Origin of the sequence: Streptomyces asoensis (assembly GCF_013085465.1) — a bacterium.
GTDB lineage: Bacteria > Actinomycetota > Actinomycetes > Streptomycetales > Streptomycetaceae > Streptomyces > Streptomyces cacaoi_A.
Window position 1 is genome coordinate 4110575 of sequence record NZ_CP049838.1, and the last position, 13766, is coordinate 4124340.

At 71.3% G+C, this 13766-nt stretch carries 9 protein-coding genes; all 9 read right to left on the reverse strand.

The window, feature by feature from the left end:
• Positions 1-246 precede the first annotated feature (246 nt).
• Positions 247-2613, reverse strand: a complete 2367-nt coding sequence (locus G9272_RS18340) for a HelD family protein (RefSeq protein ID WP_171397588.1) — start codon at positions 2611-2613, stop codon at positions 247-249.
• Positions 2614-2677: 64 nt separating this feature from the next.
• Positions 2678-3460: an anti-sigma factor family protein gene (locus tag G9272_RS18345; protein WP_171397589.1), complete on the reverse strand. Its 783-nt coding sequence runs from the start codon at positions 3458-3460 to the stop codon at positions 2678-2680.
• A 50-nt stretch (positions 3461-3510) separates the two neighbouring features.
• Complete coding sequence (locus tag G9272_RS18350; protein ID WP_010039908.1) at positions 3511-4032, reverse strand: sigma-70 family RNA polymerase sigma factor; 522 nt, start codon at positions 4030-4032, stop codon at positions 3511-3513.
• A 335-nt stretch (positions 4033-4367) separates the two neighbouring features.
• Entirely contained in the window at positions 4368-4943 is a 576-nt protein-coding gene (locus G9272_RS18355; protein WP_171397590.1) for a CGNR zinc finger domain-containing protein, read from the reverse strand.
• A gap of 193 nt (positions 4944-5136) precedes the next feature.
• Entirely contained in the window at positions 5137-6312 is a 1176-nt protein-coding gene (locus G9272_RS18360) for a uroporphyrinogen-III synthase (protein WP_171397591.1), read from the reverse strand.
• 99 nt (positions 6313-6411) lie between these two features.
• Positions 6412-7806 carry a nitrate/nitrite transporter gene (locus G9272_RS18365; protein ID WP_171397592.1) on the reverse strand — a complete coding sequence of 465 codons (1395 nt, stop codon included), beginning with the start codon at positions 7804-7806 and terminating at the stop codon, positions 6412-6414.
• Between the two features lie 343 nt (positions 7807-8149).
• Entirely contained in the window at positions 8150-9448 is a 1299-nt protein-coding gene (locus G9272_RS18370; RefSeq protein WP_171397593.1) for an acyltransferase family protein, read from the reverse strand.
• Positions 9448-11523 carry a bifunctional polysaccharide deacetylase/glycosyltransferase family 2 protein gene (locus G9272_RS18375; protein WP_253268213.1) on the reverse strand — a complete coding sequence of 692 codons (2076 nt, stop codon included), beginning with the start codon at positions 11521-11523 and terminating at the stop codon, positions 9448-9450. The genes G9272_RS18370 and G9272_RS18375 overlap by 1 nt, the downstream gene beginning before the upstream one ends.
• A 935-nt stretch (positions 11524-12458) precedes the next feature.
• Positions 12459-13133 (reverse strand): hypothetical protein, encoded by a 675-nt coding sequence (locus G9272_RS18380; protein WP_171397594.1) that lies wholly within the window; start codon positions 13131-13133, stop codon positions 12459-12461.
• Positions 13134-13766 lie beyond the last annotated feature (633 nt).

Sequence of the window (13766 nt, forward strand, 5' to 3'; positions counted from 1 at the left end):
TTGTTCTCAATCAAGTCGATGGAGGCACCCGGAGAGGGCAACGAGAGAGGCCCACATCACAGGTGATGTGGGCCTCTCTCGCGTTCATGACACCGACCCGCCATGCTCGCCTCGCGGCAAGTGGTCGCTCGTAGCGACGAAGGTTGGGCCCGGGGGCTTGGATCGAGCCGGTGTCACGACCAGGCTAACAAACGGATGCCCGAAGACCATTCCCGTCCGGGGAGTTCACAGGAAACGGTCAGCTGTTCAGTCCCTCAGGAGGTCCGGGACGCCGTTCGCGTCCGGCTCGTCGCGGTCCCCGGAGACGACCGTGAGCTGCTGCGTCGCCCGGGTGAGGGCCACGTACAGCACCCGCAGGCCGGCCGGGCTCTCGTCCGCGATCTCCGCCGGTGAGACGACGACCGTGGCGTCGTACTCCAGGCCCTTGGCCTCGAGGCTGCCGAGGGCCACCACCCGGTCGCCGAGCCCGGCGAGCCAGCGTCTCGCCTCCTCGCGGCGGTTCATGGCGACCACGACGCCGACGGTGCCGTCGACCCGCTCCAGCAGGCGCTGGGCCTCCGCGCGGACCGTGGCGCCCAGGGTGTCGGTGACGGCCTCGAAGCGGGGCACGACCCCCGTCGACCTGACCGCCGACGGGGATTCGGCGCCGGGCATGGCCAGGGCCAGCACCTTCGCGGCCAGCTCGGCGATCTCGGCCGGGTTGCGGTAGTTCACGGTCAGCTGGAAGCGGCGGCGCGGGCGGGTGCCGAGGGCCTCGTCGCGGGCCTCGGCGGCCTCGTCGGGGTCGGACCAGGAGGACTGGGCCGGGTCGCCGACGACCGTCCAGGTGGCGTGCCGGCCGCGGCGGCCGACCATGCGCCACTGCATCGGGGTGAGGTCCTGTGCCTCGTCCACGATCACGTGCGCGTACTCGGTGCGCTCCTGGGCGAGCCGCTCGGCGCGCTCACGTTGCGTCTCCTCACGCACCGGCATCAGCTCCTCCAGACCGGTGAGCTGGTCCAGCGGATCGAACTCGCGCCGCTTCCGCGGGCGGAGCGGGGCGCCGAGGATCGCCTGGAGCTCGTCGAGCATGGCGATGTCGTGCACCGAGCGGCCGTCCCGCTTGAGGGCCCGGGCGACCTTGCGGACCTCGCCGGGGTTGAGGATGCGCCGGGCCCAGCGGCCGAGCCGCCGTTCGTCGGCCATGGCGGTGAGGACCGCTTCCGGGGTCAGCTCGGGCCACCAGGCGTCGAGGAAGGCGATGAACGAGTCCTCGGAGGTCACGTCCTCGTCGAAGGAGGAGCGCAGTTCGGCGGCGAGCTCGGGGTCGCTGTGCCGGCCGACCGCGCCGGAGCGCTCCCACAGGGCGTCCAGGAGCAGCTTGCGGGCGCGGGGGCGCAGGAGGTTCACCGGGGCGGTGCCGCTGAGGGCGCTCTGCCGGACGCGGTCCAGGTCGGCGGCCTCCAGCTCGAGTCGGCGGCCGAAGGCGACGACCCGCAGCCGGGTGGGGGTCGCCGAGGGCGCGGGGGCCTCGTCGGGGTCGCCGAGGGTCAGCTGTGCCGAGGCCCGGCCGCCGCTCTCCAGCGCGCCGCGCGCCGCCTTCCGCAGCACCTTCAGCATCCGGTGCGACCCCTTGGCCCGGGCCACCGCCGGGGAGTCGTACAGGGTGGCCTCGGCGCCGTCGACGAGGGAGCCGATGGCGCGGATGGCGACCTGGCCCTCCTCGCCGAGCGAGGGCAGCACGCCCTCGGTGTACGCCACGAGCAGCGGCGTGGGCGAGACGATCAGGATGCCGCCCGCGTACCGGCGCCGGTCCTGGTAGAGCAGATAGGCGGCCCGGTGCAGCGCGACGGCGGTCTTTCCGGTGCCCGGCCCGCCCTCGACGTAGGTCACGGAGGCGGCGGGGGCGCGGATGACCAGGTCCTGCTCGGCCTGGATGGAGGCGACGATGTCGCGCATGGTGTGGCTGCGGGCCTGTCCGAGGGCGGCCATGAGGGCGCCGTCGCCGATGACGGGCAGCTCGTCGCCGTCCAGGACCGCCTTCAGCTCGGGACGCATCAGGTCGTCCTCGACGCCGAGGACGCGCCGCCCCTTCGAGCGGATCACCCGGCGCCGTACGACACGCCCCGGGTCGACCGGGGTGGACCGGTAGAAGGGCGCCGCGGCCGGTGCCCGCCAGTCGATGACCAGCGGGGCGTAGTCGGAGTCGAGGACTCCGATACGGCCGATGTGGAGCGTTTCGGCGATGTCGGCGGTGTTGTCGGGGCGTACGGCCCCCTCGGCGGGCTCCACGGCGGTGTAGGCGCCGTCCGGGCCCTTCTTGCCGTCCTTCCCGGCGAGCAGATCGATCCGCCCGAACAGGAAGTCCTCGAACTCGTTGTTGAGCCGGTTGAGGTGAACGCCCGCGCGGAACACCTGGGCGTCCCGCTCGGCGAGGGCGCCGGGCGTGCCGACCTGCCCCCGCTTGGCCGCGTCGTGCATGAGGAACTCCGCCTCGTGGATCTTCTCCTCGAGGCGCCGGTACACCCGGTCGAGGTGTTCCTGTTCGATGCCGATCTCTCGGTCCCGCACCGAATCCGGCGCGGTGTGCCGAACCGATCCGACCGCGGTTTCCTGCTGTGCCTGAACGGCCACCGGGCCCCCTTCTGACGTGCTGGGCAGCCGTCAACCGTACGCGAAGGGGACCCCGTGTAGGAAGTTACGCGTCGATCTGGACGAGCTTCTTGCCGTCGAAGGTCATGACCTCGAAGTGATCGATCTCGTTGGTCTTGAAGGCGGCGCCGCCCACGACGTAGAGCGGGTTCTTGGCCTGCTCGGTCTTGGCGTTCGCGATGCCGTAGCCCCACTCCGGGACCGACCAGGAGGAGACCGTCTCACGCTCGCCGTTCTTGCCGACGGCGATGAGCGAGCACTTCTCCGGGCCCGTCACGTTCTTCAGCTCGACGCCGATCTCCGTGCCCCACGCCTTCTCGCCCATGGCGACGGTCGCGGAGACCTTGGTGGCGGAGTCGGTCTCGGACACGCGGTCGGTGAGCGTCTCGAACGTGGTCTTGGCGGAGTTGGCGGACTTGGTGGAGCTCGCCTCGGTCCCCTTGGTGCCGCTGTCGCCGCCGGTCGCCGCCAGCACGGTGAGCGGGCCGCCGATGATCAGCGCGGCCGCGGCCGCCACCAGGAAGAACGAGCGGCGGCGCTTGACCGCGCGGCGCTCGGACACCTCGTCGACCAGCCGTTCCGCGAGCCGCGGGCTGGGGCGGGCGGACAGGGACTCGCCGATCGCGGGGGTGCCGGTGCCCGGCAGGTCCGCGAGGGCGGCCAGCATGGGTTCCATGCCGGCGAGCTCGTCGAGCTGCTGGGCGCACCACTCGCAGCCGGCGAGATGCATCTCGAAAGCGGTTGCTTCGGCGTCGTCGAGAATCCCGAGGGCGTAGGCGCCGACGGTCTCGTGTTCGCTCGGGCTCGGAGATCCCGTAGATCCCTGCATGGGTCCAGACATACCCGAACCACCTGCTCCGAATCCCCCGTAAACGCTCATCACGCCGTCACCCCCCGCTCCTCCAGAGCCAGCTTCATCGACCGCAGGGCATAGAAGACCCGTGAGCGCACGGTGCCGCTGGGTATACCCAGCGTCTCGGCCGCCTCGTTGACGGTACGCCCCTTGAAGTACGTCTCGACGAGCACCTCCCGGTGGGCCGGGGTCAGGTCGTCGAGCGCATCGGACAGCGTCATCAGCCACAGCGCCTTGTCGATCTCGTCCTCCGCAGGAATGACCTCCAGCGGCGACGGGTCGACCTCCTGCGGCCGGGCCTGCCGGCTGCGGTGGCCGTCGATGACGATGCGGCGTGCGACCGTCACCAGCCAGGGGCGTACAGATCCGGTCGCACGATTGAGCTGACCGGCGTTCTTCCAGGCACGGATGAGCGTCTCCTGCACGACGTCCTCGGCGCGCTGCCGGTCTCCGGCAACCAGGCGCAGGACATACGCAAGCAGGGGTCCGGCATGCTCCCGATACAGAGCACGCATCAGCTCCTCGTCAGGTTCCGAGGGCTGGGACATGCGATGTCGGGCCCTCGATCCACGTTCATTGGCCACGGCCGCATCCTTGCGCACGCCCACCTCCGGTGTCCGGGGGTTCCCCCAGTCGGTCGCTCGACGACGGGTACGCAAGCGGGGTGTTGAGCGTTCAAACCGAGGAGACACTTTTCTTCGGGGTGTCATGACGAGCGGGGACATGGCGGCACATTCCCACCGCTTTTTCTTTACGTTTTCGCCACATCGACAAGATCGCCTCGGCTGCCCGGCGCGCGGCTCAGGTAAACGGTGTGTAATCGAAATCACTTCGACAGCAGGCCGGGGACACCTCCACGAAAGCCGCATACCAGGCAGGGGAGTTACGGCCGTGAGGCGAGCGCCGCCCGTCGACGGTGCCGCGCCACCCGCTCCCGGTTCCCGCAGACCTCACTGGAACACCAGCGGCGCCGACGCCCCCGGGACATGTCGACATACACGATCGGGCAGTTGTCCCCCGCGCACTGCCGCAGCCCCGACCGGGCGACCGGATCGGTGAGCAGCTCCACCGCGTCCCGGGCCACGGCGGCCAGCAGCCCGGCACACGCCGGCGGCCCCGCCAACTCGCGCACGAGCCCACCGTCTTCGCCGCGCACGGCACGCGGGGCCGGGGGCACGGCCCGGGCGGCGTCGTTGACGCGGCCCAGGGCGAGGTCGTACGACCCGGCGTCGTGACGGGTGAGCCACCCGTGCACCAACTGTCCGGTGTTCCTCCGCAGTTCGCGGAAGGCCGGCGGCCAGGAGGCGTCGGCGTGGCTGAGCGGGGTGTCCGGCGGGACGAGTCCGGAGCCGCGGATCCACGCGCACAACGGCGCGACGGCGTCGAGCCGTTCGAGAGGATGCGCGGTCGCGAGCAGGTCGAGACAGATCCGCCCGGCGTCGAACCGGAGCTCGTCCATGCGCGTGTCACCGCCAACCGAGGGGCACTGCTCGGGAATCCGTCCCTTCACAGTGCCAGCGCCGGGTGCCAATCACCAGCCCGTCCGTCGATTGAGGACGAGGCCCTTTCGGGGCCGAAGCGGGGGCCCGGGGGCGGCAGCCCCTGGTGACGCGGCTCCTGGCCGGACCGGCTCCGGTGCCGATACAGCCCGCCTACTCGTCCGAGTACTTCGCGTCCGCGGCCGGATCCAGCGCCAGCCGGTACCCCCGCTTCACCACCGTCTGGATCAACTTCGGCGCCCCGAGGGCCGTCCGCAGCCGGGCCATCGCCGTCTCGACGGCATGCTCGTCCCGCCCGGCGCCGGGCAGCGCCCGCAGCAGATCGGAGCGCGGCACAACCCACCCCGGCCGCCGCGACAGCGCCCGCAGCAACGACATCCCCGCGGGAGGCACCGGCTTCAGACACCCGTCCACCAGCACCGCGTGCCCCCGGATCTCCACCCGGTACCCGGCGATCGGCAGCGCCCGGGCCCGCGACGGCAGCTCCTGGCACAGCAACTGCACGAGCGGCCCGAGCCGGAACCGCTCCGGCTGGACGGTGTCCACGCCCTGCGCCTGGAGCGGCAGTGCGGTGACCGGCCCGACGCAGGCGGGCAGCACATCGTGGGAGAGGGCGGCGAGCAGCTCGGGCAGCAGCCCGCGCTCCTCCGCGCGCGACAGCAGGGACGCGGCGGCGGGCGCGCTGGTGAAGGTGATCGCGTCCAGTCCGCGTGAGACGGCGGCGTCGAGGAGCCGGTCGAGTGGCGAGATGTCCTCCGGCGGCATCCACCGGTAGACGGGCACCCCCACGACCTCCGCGCCCGCGACCCGCAGCGACTCCACGAACCCGGGCAGCGGCTCACCGTGCAGCTGGACGGCGACCCGGCGCCCGTCGACGCCCTCCTCCAGGAGCCGGTCGAGCACCTCCGCCATGGACTCGCTGGACGGCGACCAGTCCTCCGTCAGCCCGGCGGCCCGCACGGCGCCCTTGACCTTGGGGCCACGGGCCAGCAGCTCGACGCCGCCCAGCTTGTCGAGCAGCTGTTCGCCGAGCCCCCAGCCGTCGGCGGCCTCGATCCAGCCGCGGAAGCCGATGGCCGTGGTGGCGACCACGACGTCCGGCACCTGGTCGATGAGCTCCTTCGTGGCCGCGAGCAACTCACCGTCGTCGGCGAGCGGCACGATCCGCAGGGCGGGCGCGTGCAGCACCGCCGCCCCCCGCCGCTGGAGCAGCGCGCTGAGCTCCTCGGCCCGGCGCGCGGCCGTCACGCCCACGGTGAAGCCCGCGAGGAGCCCGTGTTCGACGGCGCGTTGAGGGCCGGCGTCGGATCGCTGCTGTTGCTCGTACATAACTCTCGTCCCGCTCGAGTCCCGTTTGCACCTACATGCCGACGAGCCTGTCAACGGTGCGTGACAGGCTCGGTTCGGCCACATGTCGACGGTGTTACGTCACACCTCGGCGTAGCTGAGCTGCTGCTTCGCCTCGGAAGCGGTGCTTCCTGCCGTGATCCTGCCGGACGGACGGCGAAGGTATACGGCCCAGGTGACCCCGAAGCACGCCGCGTAGAAGGCGAGGAAGGCGACGAAGGCGCCGGTTCCGGAACCGTAGGAGAGGAAGGACTGCCGGAAGGCCAGGTTGATCCCGACACCGCCGAGCGCGCCGACCGCGCCGATCAGTCCCATGGACGCGCCGGAGAGACGCCGGCCATAGGCGGCCGCCTCCTCGCCCTCCAACCCCTTGGCCACGGCCTTCGCCTGGAAGATGCCGGGGATCATCTTGTACGTCGAGCCGTTGCCGAGGCCGCTGAGCACGAACAGCACCACGAAGACGGAGACGAAGAGCGGCAGCGACTTCTGCATGCTGGCGAAGACCAGGACGGCGGTGGCGGCGGCCATGCCGACGTAGTTGTACAGGGTGATGCGGGCACCGCCGTAGCGGTCGGCGAGCCAGCCGCCCACGGGACGGATGAGGGAGCCGAGCAGCGGGCCGATGAAGGTGAGGTAGGCCGCCTGGAGGGGCGTCCGGCCGAACTGGTTCGTCAGGACCTGTCCGAAGGCGAAGCTGTAGCCGATGAACGACCCGAAGGTGCCGACGTAGAGGAAGGACATGATCCAGGTGTGCGCGTCCTTCGCGGAGTCGATCGCGGCGCCCGTGTCGTTCTTCACGGAGGCCAGGTTGTCCATGTACAGCGCGGCGAGGGTGGCGGCGATGACGATGAACGGGATGTAGATCCCCAGCAGCACGCGCGGCCCGCCGCTGGCGCCGATGACGGCGAGGGCGATCAGCTGGATGACCGGTACGCCGATGTTGCCGCCGCCCGCGTTGAGTCCGAGCGCCCACCCCTTCTTACGGAGCGGGAAGAAGGCGTTGATGTTGGTCATCGAGGAGGCGAAGTTGCCGCCGCCGATGCCCGCGATCAGGCCTACCAGGAGAAACGTGTTGAAGGAGGTCCCCGGCGTCATCACCGTGAACGCGGCGATCGTGGGGATCAGCAGCAGACCGGCCGAGATGATCGTCCAGTTCCGGCCGCCGAAGATCGCGACAGCGAAGGTGTAGGGCACCCGCACGACCGCCCCGACCAGCGTCACCATCGACGTCAGCAGGAACTTGTCGGCCGGGGTGAGGCCGTACTCCGGGCCCATGAAGAGCACCAGCACGGACCACATCGTCCAGATCGAGAACCCGATGTGCTCGGAGAGGACGGAGAAGAGGAGGTTGCGGCGGGCGATCTTCTCGCCCTTCTCGTTCCAGAAGGCCTCGTTCTCCGGGTCCCACTCCTCGATCCAGTGGCTCCCCTTCTTCGTGGGGGGCGGGGATGCGGGGGCTGTAGTCGGGGCTGTCATGACGCCTCCACGGTGCTCCGGGGCTGGGGTGGTTCGGGGGGATGAGCGGTGATGAGTCCCGAAGGTAGGGAGGGCGCGTTTCCACGCTGTGGCTGTGGGTGACCGGAAAGGAACGTTGCTCTCACCTTGCGCCGATGCCCGGTGAGAGGTTGTGCGGAGCGCCGGGTGGCGCGGGGGATGCGGCCGCGGCCGGGTGTGGGGCTGAGGGTACTGCGGAGGACGCGACCGCTGTCGGTCGTGCGGTCCCGGCCGGGGCCGCCGGCCGAACGGTCCGGGTTACAGGTGGGGGGTGGGGCCGCGGACACCCGCGACCCCACCCCCCCTCCCCCACGCCGGGGCGCGATCAGGCGCGGTGCGCCGCCGCTCGGCCGTCCGGCCACAGGCGTGGCCTGCGGCGGGCCGCCAGGTCCTCCACCCAGCCGAAGCAGACCACACAGGCCGCGGTGAGCAGCCAGATGGCGGGCAGCTGCGGCCACGGGCTCTCCAGGACCCAGGTCGCGTTCGTCTCCAGCCATGAGATGCCCCACAGCCGGTCCCACAGCGCCTCCACGACTCCGATGCACACGTTGTGCCACAGGTAGATCGTCACGGCACGGGAGTTGAGCAGGGTGATCAGCCGGTCCCAGCGGCGCAGCCGGGCCGGCCACTCGGACCAGGACGGGCTGATGTGCAGGAGCAGCAGCACCGCGGCGAAGGACCACAGGGACTGGGCGAAGGGCATGTCGTCCAGGTCGTGGCCCTCCCTGAGGTCGTGGGTCAGGGTGTACCAGAGGCCGATTCCCGCCACCGCGGGCGCCAGGGACGGCACGACGTAGCGGGGCAGGCGACGCAGGACGCCCTCCTGGTGCGCCATGCCCAGCAGCCAGCACGCGCCGAACGCGCCGAAGTCGCTGAGCTGGGCCTCCAGCCGCCAGCCCGGCACCGACAGCGCGCCGAACTCCAGGGCGGCGGACAGTGCGACGGGCGCGAGGATCGTCGGCCAGGGCAGCCGGCGCAGGGCACGCAGCAGAAGCGGGGAGAGCAGCACGAACCACAGGTAGGCGCGGATGTACCAGAGGGGTACGCCCAGGTCGCCTGCCCAGCCGTCGCTGATCAGCCCGTGCACGCCGGGCAGGCCCTCGCCGTAGGGCGGGTCGCTCAGCGGCAGGACCCAGTAGGCGAGGTGGAGCCACCACCAGCCGGGGTGCCCCTCGTCGTCCGGACTCCAGCCCGCCACCAGCATGCCCGTCACGCCGACCGCGCCCAGCAGCCACAGCGGGGGCAGCAGCCTGCGCAGCCGGCCGCGTACGACTCCCAGCGCGGGGCGTCTGGCCAGCGAGCGGGCCATGAGGTTGCCGGCGAGCGCGAACATCACGCCCATGGAGGGGAAGACGACGGGCAGCCAGGCCCAGCCCATCAGGTGGTAGAAGACGACCCGGAAGAGGGCGATGGCCCGGAGCAGGTCGAAGTAGCGGTCCCGTCCACCGCCCTTCTTCTCGGCACCCTTCTTCTCGGCGCCCTTCTTCTCGGCGCCCTGCTGCTCGGCGCCCTGCTGCTCGGGACCTTGCTGCTCAGAACCCTGCTGCTCCGGCACGGTGTTCCGGGTCGGCGGGTGGGGCAGTTCGGGCAACTCGGCCGTGGTGTCCGTCGGGTGGGTGCTCATCAGGCCGCTCCTCCGTCCGCGGTCGCCGCCGCGCCGGGCGGGGCCGCCACCTGGCCCTTGCGGCGAAGTTTCTGCCAGCGCAACCGGCCGCCGGTGAGGGCGGTGATCCAGGACTGGAGCAGCACGATGTACATCAGCTGGCGGTAGAGGAGCTGCTGGAGCGGGAGGGAGATGAGGGGGGTGAGGCGCTCGCGGTCCAGGACGAAGGCGTACGCCGCGCAGCCCGCCTGGACGGCGAGGACGCCGAACCAGGCCGCGATCGTCTTGCCGGTCGGGCCGAAGAGCAGGCCGTAGACGAGGAACAGGTCGATGAGCGGGGCGAGGAGCGGGGCGACCACCATGAAGAGGGAGACGAGCGGGAGGCCGACGCGGCCGAAGCGGCCCGACGGTCCGCTCTCGACGAGGGCGCGGCGGTGCTTCCAGATCGCCTGCATGGTGCCGTAGCACCAGCGGTACCGCTGCGACCACAGCTGCTGGACGGACTCGGGCGCCTCGGTCCAGGCGCGCGCCTTCTCCGCGTACACGACATGCCATCCGTCCCGGTGGATGGCCATGGTGATGTCGGTGTCCTCGGCCAGGGTGTCGTCGCTCATGCCGCCGACCCGGTCGAGCGCGCTGCGGCGGAACGCCCCGACGGCCCCCGGGATGGTGGGCATGCAGCGCAGGACGTCGTACATCCGGCGGTCGAGATTGAAGCCCATCACGTACTCGATGTGCTGCCAGGCGCCGATCAGGGTGTCCTTGTTGCCGACCTTGGCGTTGCCGGCGACCGCGCCGACCTTCGGATCGGCGAACGGCTGGACGAGTTCGCGGACCGTCGAGGGCTCGAAGACCGTGTCGCCGTCCATCATCACGATGAGGTCGTGCCGGGCGTTGGCGATGCCCCGGTTGAGGGCGGCGGGCTTGCCCGCGTTGAGCTGCCGGACGACGCGGACGCCGGGCAGGTGCAGGTCCTCGACGATACGGGCGGTGCCGTCGCTGGAGCCGTCGTCGATGACGACGATCTCGATCGGGTGCTCGCTCTTCATCAGCGAACGCACCGTGCTCTCGATGCACTTGGCCTCGTTGTAGGCCGGGACGAGCACCGACGCCGGTTCGGTGACGGGCGCGTCGGGCCCCCAGACGAAACCCTTGCGGCGGGTACGGCGGGTGTGGATCGCGGAGAGCAGGAGCATCAGCCCGAAGCGGGCGAAGACCAGGACGCCGATGACGGCGAGGCCGACGACCAGGACTGCGGTGATGTCGTCCGAGGCCTCGACCAGGAAGACCCAGGCCCTGCCCTTCCACAGGTCGAGCCCGGTGACCGGGGTGTGCGCGCTCGGGGCCTCAAGGGCCTCGGTGAGGTTCTCGAACGTGTAGCCCTTGCCCTGGAGTTCGGGGAGGTAGGTGTCGAGGGCCCGGACCGTCTGGTGGCGGTCGCCGCCGGAGTCGTGCATGAGGACGATCGCGCCCTTGCCGCCCTGCGGCGTGGAGTTGCGGATGATCTCGCGGACCCCGGGCCTGCGCCAGTCCTCACTGTCGGCGGTGGTGAAGACGGTGAGATAGCCACGGGTGCCGACGAACTGCGTGACCGGCCAGGAGGCGTTGTCGAGGGCGTCCGTGCTGGAGGAGTAGGGCGGCCGGAAGAGCGACGTCCGGATCCCCGCGGCTCCCGCCAGGGCCAGCTGGTTCTGGGTGAGCTCCCAGTCGATGCGCTTCTTCGACTGGTAGGAGAGGTCGGGGTGGTTGAAGGTGTGCAGCCCGATCTCGTGGCCCTCGTCCACCATCCGCCGGACCAGGTCCGGGTAGCGGGAGGCCATGGTGCCGGTGATGAAGAAGACTGCGTGCGCGTGGTGCTGCTTCAGGACGTCGAGGACCTCGGGGGTCCACTTCGGGTCGGGTCCGTCGTCGAAGGTGAGCACGATGCGGTGGTCCGGCACGTCCAGGCTGGTCTGCTGCCCGTTCCGGGTGTCGACGACCGGCCCGCCGTCGAGCACCTTCTGCGGCACCTTGTCGGCGGCGGCCTCGGGGCGGATGCGGTAGTCGGCGAGGATCTCGCTGTGCACATAGCCGCGCAGCATCAGCATCGCCATCATCGCGAGGAGCACGACGAGCGGCAGCAGATGGCGCAGCCGGAGCGACACCAGACGCCGGCGTTCGGGTGACGGCGGCGCGGCGTGCGCGGAGCCGCCGGCGGCATGCCCCGGGGCGCGGCCCCGCCCCTGCCTCGGGCCGGACCGCCGCCCGGAGGACCGCCGCCCACTGCCGCGCGACCCGCCGGCCGACTCACCTCCTGGCGCGTCCCCCGTCGACGGTGAAGCGGACGCGGCGTGACCGCCGGACGAGTGCGCGGGCTGCCCGACAGCTGACCGTCGGGTCGAGCGGCGGCTGGTACGTGGTGCCATGAGAGGTGGTTCTCCGGGGACGAGATCGGGCGAAGGTACGCGCCGCGAGCTGAGCGGCGAGGAGCGAGTATCAAGACATCGCTGACAAAGTTCGGACTTCATATGCCGGGCCCCGTTGCGCCGGGGCCGTTGTGCCGGGCCCCGTTGCGTCAGGGCCGTTGTGTCAGGACCCGTTGCGTCGGACCCCTCACGTCGGGGCCGTTGCATCGGACCCGTCACGTCGGGGCCGTTGCATCGGACCCGTCACGTCGGGGCCGTTGTGTCAGACCCGTTGCATCGGACCCGTCACGTCGGGACCGTTGTGTCAGACCCGTCACGTCGGACCCGTTGCGTCGGACCCCGCGTTGCAGGCCCGGGGCGGGCCGGAGGGTTCGGATCCCGGGGGTCGGGCCCCGAGGCGCGAGCCCGGGATCCCGGCGCGGTGGTGGAGCCGTGGTGGAGCGACGGTGGATTCCCTCCGCCACGCGGTGACCGGAGCTCCGGCCCGGTGGTCGAGAACCGCCTCCCCCAGGGCCGAAGTCCAACCCCGGCCCCTGGTAGGCGAAGCCCCGACCCCGAAGCCCAGCCCCAGCCCCTGGTGGCCGAAGCCCCGGCGCCGACGGGCCGGCGACTCTCACGGGTCCCGTTCAGGCTGCCGGGCTCGATGCCGCCGGGACCGGTTCCGGCGGGCCGTCGGCGACCGTGGTGGAGACTCCTCCGGCCGGGGACGGCGAGGAGGCGGCCGAAGGAGAGGCGGCGGGTGAGGACGCCGGCGGTGGCGTGGACGGCGTCGGTGCGACCACCGGAGTGCTCGGGCCGGGCGCCGAAGAGGCCGTGGTCGTGGGGCCGGTGCCGGGACGGGTGGTCCCGCTCGCCGAGGGCCGCGCCGCCGGGGACGCCCCGCTCGACGGAGCCGCGCTCCCCGACGCGCCCGGCGCCGTACTCGCGCCCGGCTTGCCCGGCACCGCGCCGGACGCGGTGGCGGTGGCGCCCGAGCCGCCCGGAACCTTGCCGCCGGGAACCCCGTGACGCGGGCTCGCGGACTTGTCGGGCGCCGACGTGCTGTCCACCTTGCCGGCCGCCGGCTTCTCGTCCGCCTGGCCCGGCACGGGAACCGGCAGCCAGGGCGCGCCCGCGTTGCCCGAGAGCAGCGCGGCCACGATGACGACGGCGTACGCCCCGCACGCGGTACCCACGACGATGCCGATACGGCGGAACGTACGGCTGCGCCGGCCCGACTCGTCGACGAACACCGGGACGTCGGAAACGGCCTCCGAACCGTCGGGCCGCCCCTTCTTCAGGTGGTCGAGCTGGACGGTCACCTCGCCCGGGTCGTTCCCCTCCCCTTCCGCGCCGCCGGGCCCCTCTCCCCACGGATCCCGGAGATCGCTCGACCGTTCGTTTTCGGAAAGACCGTTCGAGGTGTTCGAGGCCGACAGGAGACCGCTTTCACGCGGTACATCCATCAATGACCGGTATCTGGTGCTCTCTCCCGCCATGGACGTCAGGGGCTGCCCCCCGATCCCGGCCGAGCTCTGGGATCCCACTCCCACGGCCGGCACGTCCCGGGTCGGCGATGCCGCCTCCGGCCACTCCGGTTGGGCGTCTTCCCGCCAATTCTTCATGTGTGTACTTCCCCCCACGGAACTGTTCCGGGTGCGCCGACGACCCTGAGCACATGTCGACGAAACCGGGCCCCCACCCAGCTCCAGCGCCCCTTTTATCCCATTGCGCTCAGGTCTATGAATCTAGCGCAGGCTTGGGCCCTGTGTTCGCGATGTGTCATATATGGACAGAAGTCATGCCCATGTCCATGGCTGGAAACCACCCCTCCCCAAGCCTCGACGGTCGCACTCCGATCACCCCGATCCCGAAAGTGACCCCTCGATGCGCATCGAAGATCGAAAGGGTCAGACCGTTTCGGCACATCAGTGGCATAGACGGACGAAGAGGAA

Coding starts and splice junctions, on each gene's coding strand:
- G9272_RS18345 (WP_171397589.1), bottom strand. CDS start 3,460: ATGCAGGGATCTACGGGATCTCCGAGCCCGAGCGAACACGAGACCGTC.
- G9272_RS18350 (WP_010039908.1), bottom strand. CDS start 4,032: ATGTCCCAGCCCTCGGAACCTGACGAGGAGCTGATGCGTGCTCTGTAT.
- G9272_RS18355 (WP_171397590.1), bottom strand. CDS start 4,943: ATGGACGAGCTCCGGTTCGACGCCGGGCGGATCTGTCTCGACCTGCTC.
- G9272_RS18360 (WP_171397591.1), bottom strand. CDS start 6,312: ATGTACGAGCAACAGCAGCGATCCGACGCCGGCCCTCAACGCGCCGTC.
- G9272_RS18365 (WP_171397592.1), bottom strand. CDS start 7,806: ATGACAGCCCCGACTACAGCCCCCGCATCCCCGCCCCCCACGAAGAAG.
- G9272_RS18370 (WP_171397593.1), bottom strand. CDS start 9,448: ATGAGCACCCACCCGACGGACACCACGGCCGAGTTGCCCGAACTGCCC.
- G9272_RS18375 (WP_253268213.1), bottom strand. CDS start 11,523: ATGATGGCGATGCTGATGCTGCGCGGCTATGTGCACAGCGAGATCCTC.